Origin of the sequence: Neorhizobium sp. NPDC001467, assembly GCF_050275975.1 — a bacterium.
Lineage (GTDB): Bacteria > Pseudomonadota > Alphaproteobacteria > Rhizobiales > Rhizobiaceae > Neorhizobium.
On record NZ_JBNNPS010000001.1, the window covers coordinates 161900 to 175807 of the forward strand.

The window sequence follows — 13908 nt, forward strand, 5'->3', positions numbered from 1 at the left end:
GGCCTTTTAAGTCTCTGCATGCTTTCCATCAGCATGCAATTCTGTAGAGGCACACCTGAATTGCCAAAAGTGCGGTAGGGACAACCCTCCAATCAATGGCAGACAAAGCGGATCAAAGCTCTTGGCAGGGCGTTGGTCCATCGATCGCGCGTTTGAGCGTGCTAGGCGGCGGTGTCTCCAAAAACCGTTGTTGGCGCATACTCATTACGTCCTTTGTCCTCTTGCCGGAGCGTGGTGCTCCAGAGGGTTTGAACGATGACTGCACGTATCCTCGACTTCCTCCGTACCGAGCGTCCGGAAGGCCCCTGCCTCGTTGTCGACCTCGACGTCGTGCGCGACAATTTCAAGGCTTTCCGCCACGCACTGCCGGACAGCTCGATCTACTATGCCGTCAAGGCAAACCCGGAACCGAAGATCCTGGAACTGCTCGCCTCCATGGGCTCGAGCTTCGATTGCGCTTCGGTTGCCGAAATCCAGATGGCCCTTGCCGCCGGCGCTACCGCTGACCGCCTTTCCTTCGGCAACACGATCAAGAAGGAACGCGACGTTGCGCGCGCCCACGCGCTCGGCGTTGGCCTGTTTGCCGTCGACAGCCACGAGGAAGTCGAAAAGATCGCTCGTGCCGCGCCCGGTGCCAAGGTGTTCTGCCGTGTTCTGACCGACGGTGAGGGCGCCGAATGGCCGCTGTCGCGCAAGTTCGGCTGCGTGCCGCAGATGGCCGTCGACGTTCTCGTCTACGCGCACCAGCTGGGTCTCGAAAGCTACGGTGTGTCGTTCCACGTCGGTTCGCAGATGACCAAGGTCGATGCCTGGGATTCGGCGCTCGCCGATGCCAAGCGCGTCTTCTCCCAACTGGCCAAGCAGGGCATCGTCCTGCAGATGGTCAACATGGGCGGCGGCTTCCCGACCAAGTACCTGCGCGACATCCCGAAGGCCGAGGAATACGGCCAGGCGATCAACGCTTCGCTGCGCAAGCATTTTGGCAACAACCTGCCGAAGACGATCATCGAGCCGGGTCGCGGCATGGTCGGCAATGCGGGCGTCATCAAGGCGGAAGTCGTTCTCGTTTCGCGCAAGTCGGACAATGACAACCATCGCTGGGTCTTCCTCGACATCGGCAAGTTCGGCGGTCTTGCCGAAACCATGGACGAGGCGATCCGTTATCCGATCCGCACCACGCGCGATCAGGACGAGATGGAGCCCTGCGTTCTGGCCGGCCCGACCTGCGATTCGGCCGATGTCATGTACGAGAAGAACATGTATCCGCTGCCGCTCACGCTGACGATCGGCGACGAAGTTCTGATCGAAGGCACCGGCGCCTACACGACGACCTATTCGGCGGTGGCCTTCAACGGCTTTGATCCGCTCAAGGCCTACGTGATCTGATAAATTCGCGGTTCCCGGTCCTCCAGACGGGAGCCGCACCTCCACAATGATCCGACGACGCCGTTTGAAACGGTTTTGAGTAACGGGAGGCCAAGATGGCCGCTGTTCTTGATTCTGTACGCGCATTCCTCGCGCCGAAAGCCAAATCCTTCACGATCTCCGCCGAAAATGCGGCCGATGTCGTGGCTCGCGAAAATCTGCTCGATCGCGCCATGGGTGCGGATCGCCGCAAGAAGTCGTCCGAAAAGATCCGCAACAATCGCTTGCCGGCCGAAGGCCTGGCGTTGGTTGCGCGTGACGCGTCCGGCCATGTCATCGGCACCGTTCGCTTGTGGAACATCGAAGCCGGCGTTGCCGCCGACGGCGTGCCGGTCGATGCGCTGCTGCTCGGCCCGCTTGCCGTCGATCCGGCCCGCGAGGGCAAGGGCATTGGCGCTGCGTTGATGCGCGCCGCCATTTCGGAAGCCACGCGCCGTGGCCACGGCGCCATCATTCTGGTCGGGGACGCTCCCTATTACCAGAAGTTCGGCTTTTCTGCCGACAAGACCCGGCATCTCGTCATGCCCGGCCCCTGCGACCGCGCACGCTTTTTGGGCCTGGAACTCAAGGCCAGCTGGCTGGAGGATGCCGCTGGCATGATCGTGGCGAGTGGACGCAAGCTGGCCTGAGCGCGAGGCGTGCCGCAATGCGATCAGTCTGAGGATTTGCCGGCCCGCGTTCCCGTGAGGGAAGGCGGGTCTTTTCGCGTCTGCTGAAGGCTGTCGGTCGCGCTCCGGTGCTCATCGCTACCTAAGCAACCGGCATGCACGAGGTTTCGCTGACGTTGTTTCTCTCGTCAGGCTTGTCGCAGATCGATTGGCCGGTGTTCACTGCCGGCCGGTTTCCGAAGGTCTGACTTCGCCTCGATGGTCTCCACATCGCGATCCTGATCGGCCGCGGGTCGGGCGTGGGGCAGGGCTTCAACATCGCCACCCGTTGAATGACTTGCAGCCACGTGCCGGCGGCGGCGGGGACGGCGTGCGCGCAGCGAGGCGGCACCGAACAGCGCGGCGGCCAGCCAGCCGAGGATCAGGCCTACTCCACCCCAGATCAGTCCGGCGACGCTGACGGGGACACCCGGCACGTAGTCTCGCCAGGCATTGGCGAAGATATCGGCATCGGGACGGCTGAAAAGGATGAGTGGTTTTGCGAGCTGCGAGGCCTCCTGCAGTTCCCGGCTTTGCTGTTCCAGGTTCTCATAGCGGCTGAACGTATGGCGCATGGAATCGCCCTGCGAACGCAGGAACCGTTCGGGCGATGCGGAATAGATGCCCAGCGCCCGCTCGCGATCGAGGCCGTTGCGGTCGGCTTCGCTGTCGAAGCGGGCGATCACGGCGCGCAATTCGTCGAGCGCGCCGCCGATGCGCTGCCGGTATTGCTGTGCGAATTCCGGCGCCTGCGAAAAGACGATTCCGCCAAGCAAAGCCATTGCCATGGCCAGCATTCTTCCGAACATCAGCATGATCGCGATCCCGGTTGATCAAGCATTCTAAACGGCAGGGCGCAGCAAAGGTTGCGACACCTGTCTTTGATGCGGGGGCGCTTGCCGGTGCTTTGGGGGCATGGCACTGCTCCGTGGAAGAGTTTGTCGCGGCACAATGGCGGGCCAAGGCTTTGTTGTGAACGGTCGCTCACGCCGTTTCACCATGGTGTGAAACGAGGCATTCCGGCATGGGCGCGCCGAGCCCGGCGCACTAGTTGGGGTATCATGCTCAATCGCCGTACCGCACTCATTGCTCTGCCGCTGGCGCTTGCCGCCTCCCGCAGCCTCGCCCAGACCCGCCCTGCTGCCGGTCCCGATCTCAAGGCGGTGCTCGATGCCGCGTCGAGCCTGACGCCGCTCAAGGTCGTGCTGGTGAAACGGGAGGGCCGATCTCTCGGCGAACGCGCCTATAATGGCCATGCGCTCACAGGTTCGACCAATATCAAGTCGGCTTCGAAATCGATCATATCGGCGATGGTTGGCATTGCCATCGGCAGGAAGCTGCTGGAGGGTCCGGGGCAGAAGATCGCACCGATCCTGAAATCGGCCCTGCCGACCGATCCCGATCCGCGGCTGAACGACATCACCATCGGCAACCTCCTGTCCATGCAGTCGGGTCTGGCGCGCATGTCGGGTCCGAATTACGGGCGCTGGGTCTCCAGCGGCAACTGGGTGCGTTTCGCCCTGTCGGAGCCTTTCGACGGAGAACCGGGCGGCGACATGCTCTATTCCACAGCCTCGACGCATCTTCTTTCCGCCATCCTGACGCGGGTCGGGCGCAAATCGACGCTGGAACTGGCGCGGGAATGGTTCTCAGCCGTGGATGATTTCCGCATTGGTGCGTGGGAGCGCGATCCGCAGGGCATCTATCTCGGCGGCAACCAGATGGCCATGACGGCGCGCTCGCTGCTGGCTTTTGGCGAACTTTACCGCAATGGCGGCAAGACGGCTGAGGGGCGGCAGGTGGTGCCGGCTGAGTGGATCGCCGCGTCCTGGCAGGTGAGGACAAACTCGCGCTTCTCCGGTGACGGTTACGGCTATGGCTGGTTCAACCGCATGATCGGTGGTCACGGCGTCTGGTTCGGCTGGGGCTATGGCGGCCAGATGATCTATGTCGTGCCATCGCTGCAGATGACGGTGGCGATGACCTCGAGCGACAACGGCCCTTCGGCGCGCAGCGGTTACCGCGACGATCTGCATGCCCTGCTGGGCAATATCATCGGCGCCGTTCAGTCCGCCTGAAATCAGGCGGTGGCCAGCCAGATCATATGGCGCGCACCGCTGCCCTTGCCACGGCCGTTTGCTTTCACCCGCGCTTCCTCGACGGTAAAGCCCGAGCCCTGCAGACGGCGGGTGAATTTCGGATCGGGCGCCGATGACCAGACCGCAAGCACGCCGCCGGGCGTGAGCGCTGCCTTGGCGGCACGCAGGCCGCGCGACGCGTAGATCTGGTCATTCTCGTCGCGCGTCAGCGCTTCGGGACCATTGTCGACATCGAGAAGGATGGCATCCCATGCCTTGGCGTGTCCATTGATGAAGTCCGCGACGTCGCCTTCACGAATGGTGACGTGAGGATCCGACAGGCAGTCGCCATAGACATCTGCCATCGGGCCGCGGGCCCAGGCGACGACGGCCGGCACCAGTTCGGCCACGGTAATCTGCGCATCCTGCGGCAGCTGTGCGAGAGCGGCGCGCAGCGTAAAGCCCATGCCGAGCCCGCCGATCAGCATTTTTGGCGCCTTGCGGCCTATGATCTTTTCCCAGGAGAGCTTTGCCAGCGCCTCTTCCGAACCGCTCAGCCGGCTGTTCATCAGCTCGTTGGCGCCAAGCATGATGGAAAATTCCGTGCCGCGCTGTTTCAGACGCAATTCGTCGCGTCCACCCGGCACCTTAGCCGTATCGAGCACTTTCCAGGGGATCATCGTTTCACTCCACAGGCAAAATCCGCCGCTGCGCGCCTTATGACCGGTTGATGCCGTGACCGCAATATTGCGGGACAATCGATAATTGCTCGCATTAAGCGAGTTAGTGTCATCTTTTGTAAAGGACAGGTTGCCTACACTTTGCGGCCGGAAGCTGGGGTGACGGAATGGAATTCGATCTACGTACGATCTACGCGATGACGGGACTGGCCTGTGTGATCATGGGCACGGTGCAGGCCGCCGCGTTTCTGACCCGCCGCTTCGGCCGCTGGCTGGCATGGTGGAGCGCCAACAATATCCTGCTGGGGCTCGCTTCCTTTCTAATCGTGCTGCGCGAGATCGCTCCCGACATCCTGTCCATCTCGGTCGGCAACATGATGACCATTGTCGGCAGCGCGTTGCTGCCGGTGGCGATCCGCGAATTTGCAGGGCGCAAGACCAGTCCCTGCATCGTGCTGCTGATGGCAGGCCTGCCCAGCCTGCCCTATTTCCTGATCTTTACCGATCCCTCGCAATCCATGCCCCGCATCGTGTTCTGCTCGGCAATCTGCGCGCTGTTCGACATGGCGGTGGCCTGGGAGGCGCGGCGGATGGCGCGCGAGGAGCGGCTTTATTCAGCCGAGCTGGCTTCAGGGCTGTTTGCCCTGACGGCCACGCTGTATGGTGCGCGTGCGATGATGGGCTGGTGGGGCAGTCTCGGCGGTGGTCCCTTGTTCCATAACGGCGATCAATTGCATGCCACGCTCGGGCTCGTCGCCATGCTGCTTCTGACGCTGCGCTGCATGGTGATCATGATGATGGCGACCGAGCGGACGCAGATACAGCTTGCCAATGCGGCCTATCACGACCCGCTGACCGGCGTTCTCAACCGGGCCGGCATGAGCCGTGCCTTCAGCGCGCTGCCGAAGCAGCCGATCGCGGTGCTTTTGATCGATGTCGATAATTTCAAGCAGCTGAACGACAGTCTGGGTCATGCCACAGGCGACGACGTTCTTGGTGCCTTCGCCTCGGCGGCGACAGGAGCAACGGGCGCTGATGACCTGATCGCACGCTATGGCGGCGACGAATTCGTCGTCGTCCTGCCGGGTCGGACATTGGCGGAGGCGGCCGCCATGGCACAGGCGATCCGCGAGGCCTTCCGTGCCGCAGTGGTGGACCTGGTCACGGGCACAAGCCCCCGACCGACGCTCAGCATCGGCGTTGCGACCGGACACAAGGCCGAGGCAGAAACGCTGCAGGCTATTCTGCACAAGGCAGATCAGGCGCTCTACCGGCGCAAGCGCGATGGCCGTGACGGTGTCGACGTGTTCGACGAGCCGTTGCAGGCCGCTTAGGCAGTCTTTCGGATGTCGCACCCCTGACCACGGAAGGGATCAGGCCGAGATGTCCACCACGCCGCAATCGCCGGCCTCGGACGCGAAGGCGAGGCGCTTGCCGTCGGCACTCCAGCTGAAGCCGGTAATGCCGCCCTTGCCGGGACGGCGCAGCAGCGCTTCCTTGCCATCAGCCAGCCGCACGCCGAGAATCATGCCGTCGATGAAGCCGATCGCCAGCACTTCCTCTGCCGGGTGAAAGGCTACCTGCGTGACCATGATGTTGGCACGCGTGCCGAGTTCCTGCGGTGCCTTGCCCATCGGGCCGTCCTTGCCGGCAAACGGCCAGACGATGGCAGCCGGCGCACCGGATGATGCGAGCCATTTGCCCTTGGGCGACCACGACAGTGATTTCACCTTGGCCGGATAGCCGGTCATGCGCATGTGGCGGGCGTCCCCAGCCTTGCCGTCGAGCTTCCAGCCGTGCAGGGCGTTTTCGACCATCATGGTGACGAGGAAACGGCCATCCGGCGAGAAGGTGACGCCGGTATGGGCACCTTTCCATTCCAGATCCTGCGCCGGCGCATTGGTGCCGACCCAGTGCATGGACACGCCGTTATACCGGGCGGCCGCGATGCGCATGCCTTTCGGTGCAAAGGCAATCGCCTCGACGCTGCGTTCCTCGGTAAATTCCTTGGTCGTGCCATCGGCGAGCGTGACGAAGCTGGACTTGCCATAGGCGTAGGCCACCGCCTTCTGCGGGCCGCCGGCCACGACATTGATCCATTTGCGCGGCGCTTCGGCCACCAGCGTCGTCGAACCATCCGGCGCAATGCGCAGAACCTTGCCGTCCTCGCCGCCCGTCAGCAGCGTGTTGCTGAACGGATCGCGCACGAAGGTGATCAGCCCCTGGTGGGCTTCCTCGACCTTTTCGCCGCCATCAAGGCGGTGGATCGTGCCGCTCGCGGTGGCGAAGAATGGAGTGTCGCCGAGGAAGTGAACCCCGACGACATGGCCTTCAAGATCAAGCGGTGCAACGGTCGGCATCAGTATTTCGTTCTTTCATGCATGGATTTCGTCGATGACCGCTTGGTCGATCCGGGTAATCAGGCCGGTGTCTTTTCCGTCGCCTGGCAGGCGAGGAAGCTTTGCTCGATCTTGGCGAAATCGAGATTGCGGCCGATGAAGACGAGGCGGCTTTCGCGCTTTTCGCCATCCTTCCACGGGCGCTGGTGATCGCCTTCCACGATCATGTGCACGCCCTGGACGACATAACGCTCCTCGTCACCCTTGAAGGCGATGATGCCCTTGAGGCGCAGAATGTTGGGGCCTTCCGTCTGCGTGATCTTCTGGATCCAGGGGAAGAAGCGCTCCGGGTTCATCTCGCCGCCGCGCAACGAGATCGACTTGACCGTCAGGTCGTGGATCGCCGCAACCGCGCCCTGCGAATGGTGGTGGTGATGGCCGTGGTCATGGTGGTGATGATCGTGGCCGCAATCTGGACCGCAGGTGTGGTCGTGCCCATGATCGTGATCGTGATGATGATGGTGCCCATGATCATGGTCATGATCGCAATCCGGGCCGCAGACATGATCCTCATGGCCATGCTCGAGGAAATGCGGATCGTTTTCCAGCGCGCGCTCGAGGTTGAAAGCGCCCTGGTTGAGGACGGCGCTCAGATCGACGCGCGAACGGTTGGTCTTGTGGGTGCGGGCTGTCGGGTTGATGGCGCGCACGATTTCTTCAATTACGGACAGTTCTTCCGCCGTGACGAGATCGGTTTTGTTGATGATGACGACATCGGCAAAGGCGATCTGGTCTTCGGCTTCGCGCGAATCCTTCAGGCGCAGCGGCAGATGCTTGGCGTCGACGAGAGCCACGACCGCGTCGAGTTCGGTCTTGGAGCGAACGTCGTCATCCATGAAGAAGGTCTGCGCAACCGGGACAGGATCGGCAAGGCCGGTGGTCTCGACGATGATGCCGTCGAAACGGCCGGGGCGGCGCATCAGGCCTTCCACGACGCGGATCAGGTCGCCGCGCACGGTGCAGCAGACGCAGCCATTGTTCATTTCGTAGATTTCTTCGTCCGACTCGACGATCAGGTCGTTATCGATGCCGATCTCGCCGAATTCGTTGACGATGACGGCGTATTTCTTGCCGTGGCTTTCGGAGAGAATGCGGTTGAGGAGCGTCGTCTTGCCGGCGCCGAGATAGCCGGTCAGCACGGTAACGGGAACGGGCTTAGCGGTGGCTGCTTCGGTCATGGAAACCTCGAGAGATTTTGGGGCGCTGATCGCGCGGAATTTTGGGACCCGGACATCCGGTCCGCCCCATATAAGAGCAAGCCGGGAGGAGTTCAAAGGGTTTAATGTTATAAGATGACGGTGGGGTGATCCGAGTGGGTTTTCATGGAAGAACCTCCGCATCGGTTACCCGCAGCAATTTGTCCATCGTCAAGAGCGGTCTCTGGGTCGTTTTGGCGTAGGCGTAGTGGAAGCAATCGAAATTACTAAGATGACGTTTTCCGATGCCGTGTTTTCCAGCCACCTTAACGGCATATCTCAGCAATTCGCGCGGAAGGCCGGACTCCCTTATTTCTATCCCGCGCGCGTCCAGCCATTCGAAGACAACGTCGGCTGATTGTTCGTAGCTGCAATCCAACTGATCGGCGCGTGCCAGAACGATGATTGCTTCCCAGGCGGCGAGTGGCGATATGTATGACGAGGAAGCCGCTGACAAAGCCTCTTCATAATCCGCAGCGGTATCTTCACCTGCCATTATCCAGATGACAGCGCAGGCGTCGATAAACATCAGCTTTTGCCCATGTCGTGGTCGAGGTCGTGGTAGGCACTCGGCGGGACCGGTCTACGGCCGTGTTTGAACGACAGGCCGTGTTCCTGCAGAATCCGGCGGGCGGTTTCTGTCGGCCTCTCGTGAAAGTTCCGCCGGTTCAAAGCTTCCTGCAGGGCGACAATAACTGCCTGGGTGACAGAAGTTCCATCTATCCTTGCCAGTTCCTGCGCAAGAGCATCTGCTTTTTCACTGCTAATATTCAGCGTCATCGGTCTGACCTCAGGGAAATGCTGCATTCTCTCATATCGGACCGTTGGCGACTACATTAAAACGGAGGGGTCAAACCGCGCCACATCCTCCAGCAACTCGATGATCCCGGTCACCGCATGCGCCACCAGATGCTCACCGCGTTCGGCGGTGGCGGCCCTCGCGTCGCCGGCCGCGCCCTGTGCGTTGAGGTCACTCATCTTCCACCCAAAGGCATGTGGTCCGTAGGCGCGCAGGTGCCTGTAATCACGGATAAACTCGGCCTGCCGCGAGGCGAACTTTTCCGCCTTTGCCATGTTCACCTTGTCCGGCCACAGAGCCAGCATGACCGAGGTTTCGATATCGCCGCCATGGATATCGATCGCCTTGTCAGCGGGCGCAATCCAGCCGTCCGGCTGGCCGAAACGGGTCCAGCTTGTCGCCACCGCCAGCATGTCGAAGCGTATGCGCGCTTCCGTTGCCACGATGGTGAGAAGCGGAGAATTGCCGCCATGGGCGTTCAGCATCACGAATTTGCGGATGCCTTGTTTGTGCAGATCCTGGGCAATGCCGAGCCACCGGTCGATCGCCTGCGCATAGGCGAGCGTTTTTGTGCCCGTCACATCCATGTGCTCTATGGAATAACCAACCGGTTCGACCGGCAGAAAGGTCACCGGCAGGTCTTGCGGCAATTTTAGGATGACACGCTCCACTAGACCTTCAGCAATCAGCGCATCGGTTTCGAAGGGCAAATGCGGGCCGTGCTGTTCATGGGCGCCGAGCGGCAGGACGGCGATCCAGTCGCGCCGCGCCTCTGCCGAAAGCCCCGGATCGTTTTCGGCAAAGCGGGGTGCTGGAGGACGGGCGGGGGAAGACTGGATACTGGACATCTGGCGATGGTTCCCGGCTTTCGCTATGGATGAGCTTCCTATATCGGCAAGCCATCGCCGTGGCAAAGTCCGGCGAGAGAGGGCCAAGCTGCCAAGCTTCGGGCGGGTCGGAAAAGCAGGGTGGATCAGGCGAATGAGCAAGAAGAAGACGGACAAGAAGACCAAGCCGCCGAAGAAGAAGGGCGCCTATGAGGCTGTCGACATCGCTCCCGCGATCACCCAGGCGGCGCGCTCGATGCGCACGGCGCTCAGCCACATGTTGTCGGAAAGCGGGCTTTATGCCGGGCAGGACGGCGTCATCACGCTGCTTGCCGACGAGGACGGGTTGACGCCCGGACATCTGGCCGAAAAGCTCGGGGTCAAGGCGCCCACCATGACCCGCACGATCGGTCGCATGGAGGCACAGGGTTTTCTGCAGCGCCGTGCCGACGACAGGGACGGGCGGCTCGCCAAGGTGCATCTGACCGATCTTGGCCGCGAAAGCGTCGAACAGATCAGGCGCTCCGCCGCCGGTTGCGGCGAACGCGCGGCAAAGGGCCTTTCCGACAAGGACGTCAAGACGTTGATCAAGCTTCTGCGCACGGTCGACGAAAACCTGCAGCCGCGTGAGGAATGACCCGGCTGTCACGAAACGGATTTCAACTCTTGCGAATGGGAATTAAACTGTTTTAAGAATTTAATTCCTGATTGCGCCTCCTGTCTGGTGCGCTTAAGCCCCGGAGGACATGTGGCCCAAAAGATAAAACTGTCGACCATTGCCGAAAGCCTCGGGCTTTCTACCGCCACGATTTCCCTGGCCCTGCGTGACAGCCCGCTCGTCGCGGCCGATACCCGGGAAAAGATCAAGGAACAGGCGCGCGCGCTGGGCTATATCTACAACCGCAGAGCTGCCAGCCTGCGCACGTCGCGCTCCGGCATTATCGGCGTCGTGGTGCATGACATCATGAACCCGTTCTACGGCGAAATCCTGAAAGCCATCGAGACCGAACTCGACCGCAACCGCCAGACCTTCATCCTTTCCAACCATTACGATTCGGTCGAAAAGCAGCGCAATTTCATCGAGACGCTGCTGCAGCTCGGCGGAGACGGCGTCATCATGTCGCCGGCGATCGGAACGCCGATCGAGGATGTCCGGCTTGCGGAAACCAACGGCATGCCGCTCATTCTGGTCGCGCGTTCGCTGGAAGGCACGGCATTGCCGACCTATCGCGGTGATGACAGCTACGGCATTTCTCTGGCCACCAACCATCTGATCGGGCTTGGCCATCGGTCGATCGCCATGATCGGCGGCACCGACCAGACGTCGACCGGCCGCGACCGGTATCATGGCTATGTCAACGCGCTGCGCAAGGCTGGTATCGAGGTCGATCCGGACCTGCGTATTCCGGGCCCGCGCTCGATGCAGGGCGGTTTCGAGGCAGCGGTGAATTTCCTGTCGCTGCCGCAAAAGCCGACCGCCGCCGTCTGCTGGAACGATCTTGTCGCCATCGGCCTGATGAACGGCATTGCCCGTGCCGGTCTCGTGGTCGGGCAGGATATCTCGGTCACCGGCTATGACGATCTCGAACAGGCCTCGATCGCGCTGCCGGCGCTGACCACGGTTTCCAACCAGCAGGCGGAAGTCGGGCGGCTGGCGGCGCGCGCGCTGCTCGATCGCCTGGCCGGGAGCCACGAGCCGGATGGCATCCACCTGATCAAGCCGGAAATGCGCATTCGCCAGTCCACGGGGCCGCACCGGCCGCGCTGACATCTTTTGCCTTTCATCGAACCAGCACAGGAAGAACAGCATGACCGACAAATCCGTCACCGTCCTCATTCCCGGCCGCATTCATCCGCGCGTGCTGGAGCGGCTGGAACGCGATTTCGACATCGTCCGGGTGCCGGAGCAGGGCGGCGAACTGGAACTGGACGAAGCCACACGCGCGAAAGTGCGCGGCGTTGCCGTGAGCGGGACCTTGCAGAGAGCCTGGATGGACGCGCTGCCCAATCTCGAGATCGTCTCGAATTTCGGTGTCGGCTACGATGGCGTCGATGCGGACCATGCGGCAACCAAAGGCATTATCGTCACGCATACGCCGGATGTGCTGAACGACGAGGTGGCCGATACCACGATCGGTCTTCTGCTCAACACGGTGCGGCGCCTGCCGCGGGCCGAGGCATGGCTGCGCGACGGCCGCTGGAAATCGGAGGGGGCGTTTGCGCTTTCGCCGCTGTCGCTGAAGGGGCGCCATGTCGGCCTGCTCGGTCTCGGCCGCATCGGGCTGGAGATCGCGCACCGCCTGGAAGCCTTCAAGCTGAAGGTCAGCTATCATACGCGCACGCCGCGCAGCGACGTATCCTACACCCATTATTCATCGTTGCGGGAAATGGCGCAGGCGGTCGACACGCTGATCTGCATCGTGCCGGGCACGGCCGCAACGCACAAGATCATCAATGCCGAGATCCTGTCCGCTCTCGGTCCGAACGGCGTATTCATCAATGTCGGGCGCGGTTCGAGCGTCGATGAAGCGGCGTTGGAAGCTGCGCTGCGCAGCGGCACGATCGCCGCGGCCGGTCTCGACGTGTTCTATGAGGAGCCGACAACGGCTTCGGCTTTCCTCGATCTCGACAACGTCTCGTTGCTGCCGCATGTCGCCTCCGCCTCGGTGCCGACCCGTAACGCGATGGCCGATCTGGTTGTGGACAATCTGATCGGCTGGTTCACTGACAAGACGGTCATCTCCCCGGTGCCGGAAACGCCGGTCAAGAAATGAGGTTCTCGACTGACCGGCGGCGGACCTTGCCTTACCGGGCCGCAGGATCAGCCGGTGGCGCGGTCGTAAGAGGGGCGGGCCTGATCTTTCTGCGCTGCATAGGTCCGCACCGCCTCGCCGAACGCCTCGAACAGATGCCGTGAAGGCCTGTCCGTGGCGGCCCAGTATTCCGGATGCCACTGTACGCCGACGGCGAAGTTCTTGGCGCCAATGACGGAAACGGCCTCGATCGTGCCGTCTGCGGCCGTCGCCTCGACCTGAAGCGCCGGGGCGGTTCTGGCGATGGCCTGCCGGTGCAGCGAATTGACCTGAATTTCGCCGGCGGTGCCGAGATAGGCTGCGATACAGGACCCTTCCCTGACGAAGACCGGCTGACGGATCGAATACATCACGTCGCGATCGCCCTCGGGCTTGCGGTGGTCCCACATGCCCTCAGCCTCTTGTATCTCGCTGGCAAGCGTGCCGCCCAGCGCAACATTCAGTTCCTGGATGCCACGGCAGATGGCAAGGAGCGGAATGCCGCGGTCGATCGACCGGCGGATCAGTTCCAGTGAGGTGGCGTCGCGGGCCAGATCGAAGAGGCCGTCCGCGTCCGTCGCCTGCCGGCCGTAACGCGATGGATGGACGTTGCTGGCCGCGCCCGAGATCAGCACGCCGTCGACGCGGTCAAGCAGCGTGTCGATATCGTTGCCATCCTCGAAGGCGGGCACGATGATCGGCATGGCCGCTGCGACATCGAGCGCCGCCCTTGCATATTGATTGGGCGTGGCATGCCAAAGCGCGCCTTCGATCTCCTTGATGTCGGCGGGAATGGCGACGATCGGCTTGGGCATGCGGGAGGCTCCGAAAGGCTGCATGGAATGCGCCTTTTTGGCTTTGCCGACGGACGGAAGTCAAGGAGCGATGTCGCGGGCGCGGCATCGCCACCGGGTCTTTGACGGATGTGCACGCCGGCCAAGGCGCCGCTGGCCGGCGTTTACGACGAAAGTCTCATAGGGCCCCTCGCGTTCGAAGCGTCAAAATCATGGTCGCGCGCTTGCCAGCGTTCAAACGTCATGGTTGTCTCGCCCGTGGCAGCGGAAA

General features: G+C 62.2%; 15 protein-coding genes. 7 read left to right on the forward strand and 8 right to left on the reverse strand.

The window, feature by feature from the left end:
- Positions 1-255: 255 nt before the first annotated feature.
- Both odc2 and ACQKKX_RS00830 read left to right on the forward strand, forming a co-directional pair.
- Positions 256-1386 (forward strand): ornithine/lysine decarboxylase, encoded by a 1131-nt coding sequence (odc2, locus tag ACQKKX_RS00825; protein ID WP_427567896.1) that lies wholly within the window; start codon positions 256-258, stop codon positions 1384-1386.
- 95 nt (positions 1387-1481) lie between these two features.
- Positions 1482-2054, forward strand: coding sequence for a GNAT family N-acetyltransferase (locus ACQKKX_RS00830; protein ID WP_427567898.1), 573 nt, complete (start codon positions 1482-1484; stop codon positions 2052-2054).
- A gap of 167 nt (positions 2055-2221) precedes the next feature.
- Here the strand turns inward: ACQKKX_RS00830 and ACQKKX_RS00835 are convergent, their stop codons facing one another.
- Positions 2222-2887 (reverse strand): DUF2937 family protein, encoded by a 666-nt coding sequence (locus ACQKKX_RS00835; protein ID WP_427567900.1) that lies wholly within the window; start codon positions 2885-2887, stop codon positions 2222-2224.
- A gap of 246 nt (positions 2888-3133) precedes the next feature.
- Between ACQKKX_RS00835 and ACQKKX_RS00840 the strand changes: the two genes are divergently transcribed.
- Positions 3134-4150: a serine hydrolase domain-containing protein gene (locus ACQKKX_RS00840; protein ID WP_427567901.1), complete on the forward strand. Its 1017-nt coding sequence runs from the start codon at positions 3134-3136 to the stop codon at positions 4148-4150.
- Between the two features lie 2 nt (positions 4151-4152).
- Here the strand turns inward: ACQKKX_RS00840 and ACQKKX_RS00845 are convergent, their stop codons facing one another.
- Positions 4153-4830 (reverse strand): spermidine synthase, encoded by a 678-nt coding sequence (locus ACQKKX_RS00845; protein ID WP_427567903.1) that lies wholly within the window; start codon positions 4828-4830, stop codon positions 4153-4155.
- Between the two features lie 167 nt (positions 4831-4997).
- On the opposite strand from ACQKKX_RS00845, the gene ACQKKX_RS00850 reads away from it, so the two are divergent.
- On the forward strand, positions 4998-6164 hold the full coding sequence (locus ACQKKX_RS00850; protein WP_427567905.1) for a GGDEF domain-containing protein: 1167 nt from the start codon (positions 4998-5000) through the stop codon (positions 6162-6164).
- A gap of 39 nt (positions 6165-6203) precedes the next feature.
- On the opposite strand, the gene ACQKKX_RS00855 is transcribed toward ACQKKX_RS00850, so the two are convergent.
- The 5 genes from ACQKKX_RS00855 to ACQKKX_RS00875 form a co-directional block, all read right to left on the reverse strand.
- Positions 6204-7190 (reverse strand): WD40 repeat domain-containing protein, encoded by a 987-nt coding sequence (locus tag ACQKKX_RS00855; RefSeq protein WP_427567907.1) that lies wholly within the window; start codon positions 7188-7190, stop codon positions 6204-6206.
- 59 nt (positions 7191-7249) lie between these two features.
- Positions 7250-8407 (reverse strand): CobW family GTP-binding protein, encoded by a 1158-nt coding sequence (locus tag ACQKKX_RS00860; protein ID WP_427567909.1) that lies wholly within the window; start codon positions 8405-8407, stop codon positions 7250-7252.
- A gap of 142 nt (positions 8408-8549) precedes the next feature.
- Positions 8550-8954, reverse strand: a complete 405-nt coding sequence (locus ACQKKX_RS00865; protein WP_427567911.1) for a PIN domain-containing protein — start codon at positions 8952-8954, stop codon at positions 8550-8552.
- On the reverse strand, positions 8954-9205 hold the full coding sequence (locus ACQKKX_RS00870; protein ID WP_427567913.1) for a type II toxin-antitoxin system VapB family antitoxin: 252 nt from the start codon (positions 9203-9205) through the stop codon (positions 8954-8956). The genes ACQKKX_RS00865 and ACQKKX_RS00870 overlap by 1 nt, the downstream gene beginning before the upstream one ends.
- A 51-nt stretch (positions 9206-9256) precedes the next feature.
- Complete coding sequence (locus ACQKKX_RS00875; protein WP_427567914.1) at positions 9257-10072, reverse strand: creatininase family protein; 816 nt, start codon at positions 10070-10072, stop codon at positions 9257-9259.
- Between the two features lie 133 nt (positions 10073-10205).
- On the opposite strand from ACQKKX_RS00875, the gene ACQKKX_RS00880 reads away from it, so the two are divergent.
- The 3 genes from ACQKKX_RS00880 (at position 10206) to ACQKKX_RS00890 (ending at position 12825) form a co-directional block, all read left to right on the forward strand.
- Positions 10206-10688, forward strand: a complete 483-nt coding sequence (locus ACQKKX_RS00880) for a MarR family winged helix-turn-helix transcriptional regulator (RefSeq protein WP_427567916.1) — start codon at positions 10206-10208, stop codon at positions 10686-10688.
- A gap of 111 nt (positions 10689-10799) precedes the next feature.
- A complete protein-coding gene (locus ACQKKX_RS00885) occupies positions 10800-11819 on the forward strand; it encodes a LacI family DNA-binding transcriptional regulator (RefSeq protein WP_427567918.1) in 1020 nt (339 codons plus the stop codon).
- Positions 11820-11859: 40 nt separating this feature from the next.
- On the forward strand, positions 11860-12825 hold the full coding sequence (locus ACQKKX_RS00890; RefSeq protein ID WP_427567920.1) for a 2-hydroxyacid dehydrogenase: 966 nt from the start codon (positions 11860-11862) through the stop codon (positions 12823-12825).
- 47 nt (positions 12826-12872) lie between these two features.
- On the opposite strand, the gene ACQKKX_RS00895 is transcribed toward ACQKKX_RS00890, so the two are convergent.
- A complete protein-coding gene (locus tag ACQKKX_RS00895) occupies positions 12873-13658 on the reverse strand; it encodes a gamma-glutamyl-gamma-aminobutyrate hydrolase family protein (RefSeq protein WP_427567922.1) in 786 nt (261 codons plus the stop codon).
- Positions 13659-13908 lie beyond the last annotated feature (250 nt).

Excerpts from the sequence above, each read along its gene's own strand:
- ACQKKX_RS00865 (WP_427567911.1), bottom strand. The coding sequence starts at position 8,954 with ATGTTTATCGACGCCTGCGCTGTCATCTGGATAATGGCAGGTGAAGAT.
- ACQKKX_RS00895 (WP_427567922.1), bottom strand. The coding sequence starts at position 13,658 with ATGCCCAAGCCGATCGTCGCCATTCCCGCCGACATCAAGGAGATCGAA.
- ACQKKX_RS00835 (WP_427567900.1), bottom strand. The coding sequence starts at position 2,887 with ATGCTGATGTTCGGAAGAATGCTGGCCATGGCAATGGCTTTGCTTGGC.
- ACQKKX_RS00860 (WP_427567909.1), bottom strand. The coding sequence starts at position 8,407 with ATGACCGAAGCAGCCACCGCTAAGCCCGTTCCCGTTACCGTGCTGACC.
- odc2 (WP_427567896.1), top strand. The coding sequence starts at position 256 with ATGACTGCACGTATCCTCGACTTCCTCCGTACCGAGCGTCCGGAAGGC.
- ACQKKX_RS00870 (WP_427567913.1), bottom strand. The coding sequence starts at position 9,205 with ATGACGCTGAATATTAGCAGTGAAAAAGCAGATGCTCTTGCGCAGGAA.
- ACQKKX_RS00890 (WP_427567920.1), top strand. The coding sequence starts at position 11,860 with ATGACCGACAAATCCGTCACCGTCCTCATTCCCGGCCGCATTCATCCG.
- ACQKKX_RS00880 (WP_427567916.1), top strand. The coding sequence starts at position 10,206 with ATGAGCAAGAAGAAGACGGACAAGAAGACCAAGCCGCCGAAGAAGAAG.
- ACQKKX_RS00830 (WP_427567898.1), top strand. The coding sequence starts at position 1,482 with ATGGCCGCTGTTCTTGATTCTGTACGCGCATTCCTCGCGCCGAAAGCC.
- ACQKKX_RS00840 (WP_427567901.1), top strand. The coding sequence starts at position 3,134 with ATGCTCAATCGCCGTACCGCACTCATTGCTCTGCCGCTGGCGCTTGCC.
- ACQKKX_RS00845 (WP_427567903.1), bottom strand. The coding sequence starts at position 4,830 with ATGATCCCCTGGAAAGTGCTCGATACGGCTAAGGTGCCGGGTGGACGC.
- ACQKKX_RS00850 (WP_427567905.1), top strand. The coding sequence starts at position 4,998 with ATGGAATTCGATCTACGTACGATCTACGCGATGACGGGACTGGCCTGT.
- ACQKKX_RS00855 (WP_427567907.1), bottom strand. The coding sequence starts at position 7,190 with ATGCCGACCGTTGCACCGCTTGATCTTGAAGGCCATGTCGTCGGGGTT.
- ACQKKX_RS00875 (WP_427567914.1), bottom strand. The coding sequence starts at position 10,072 with ATGTCCAGTATCCAGTCTTCCCCCGCCCGTCCTCCAGCACCCCGCTTT.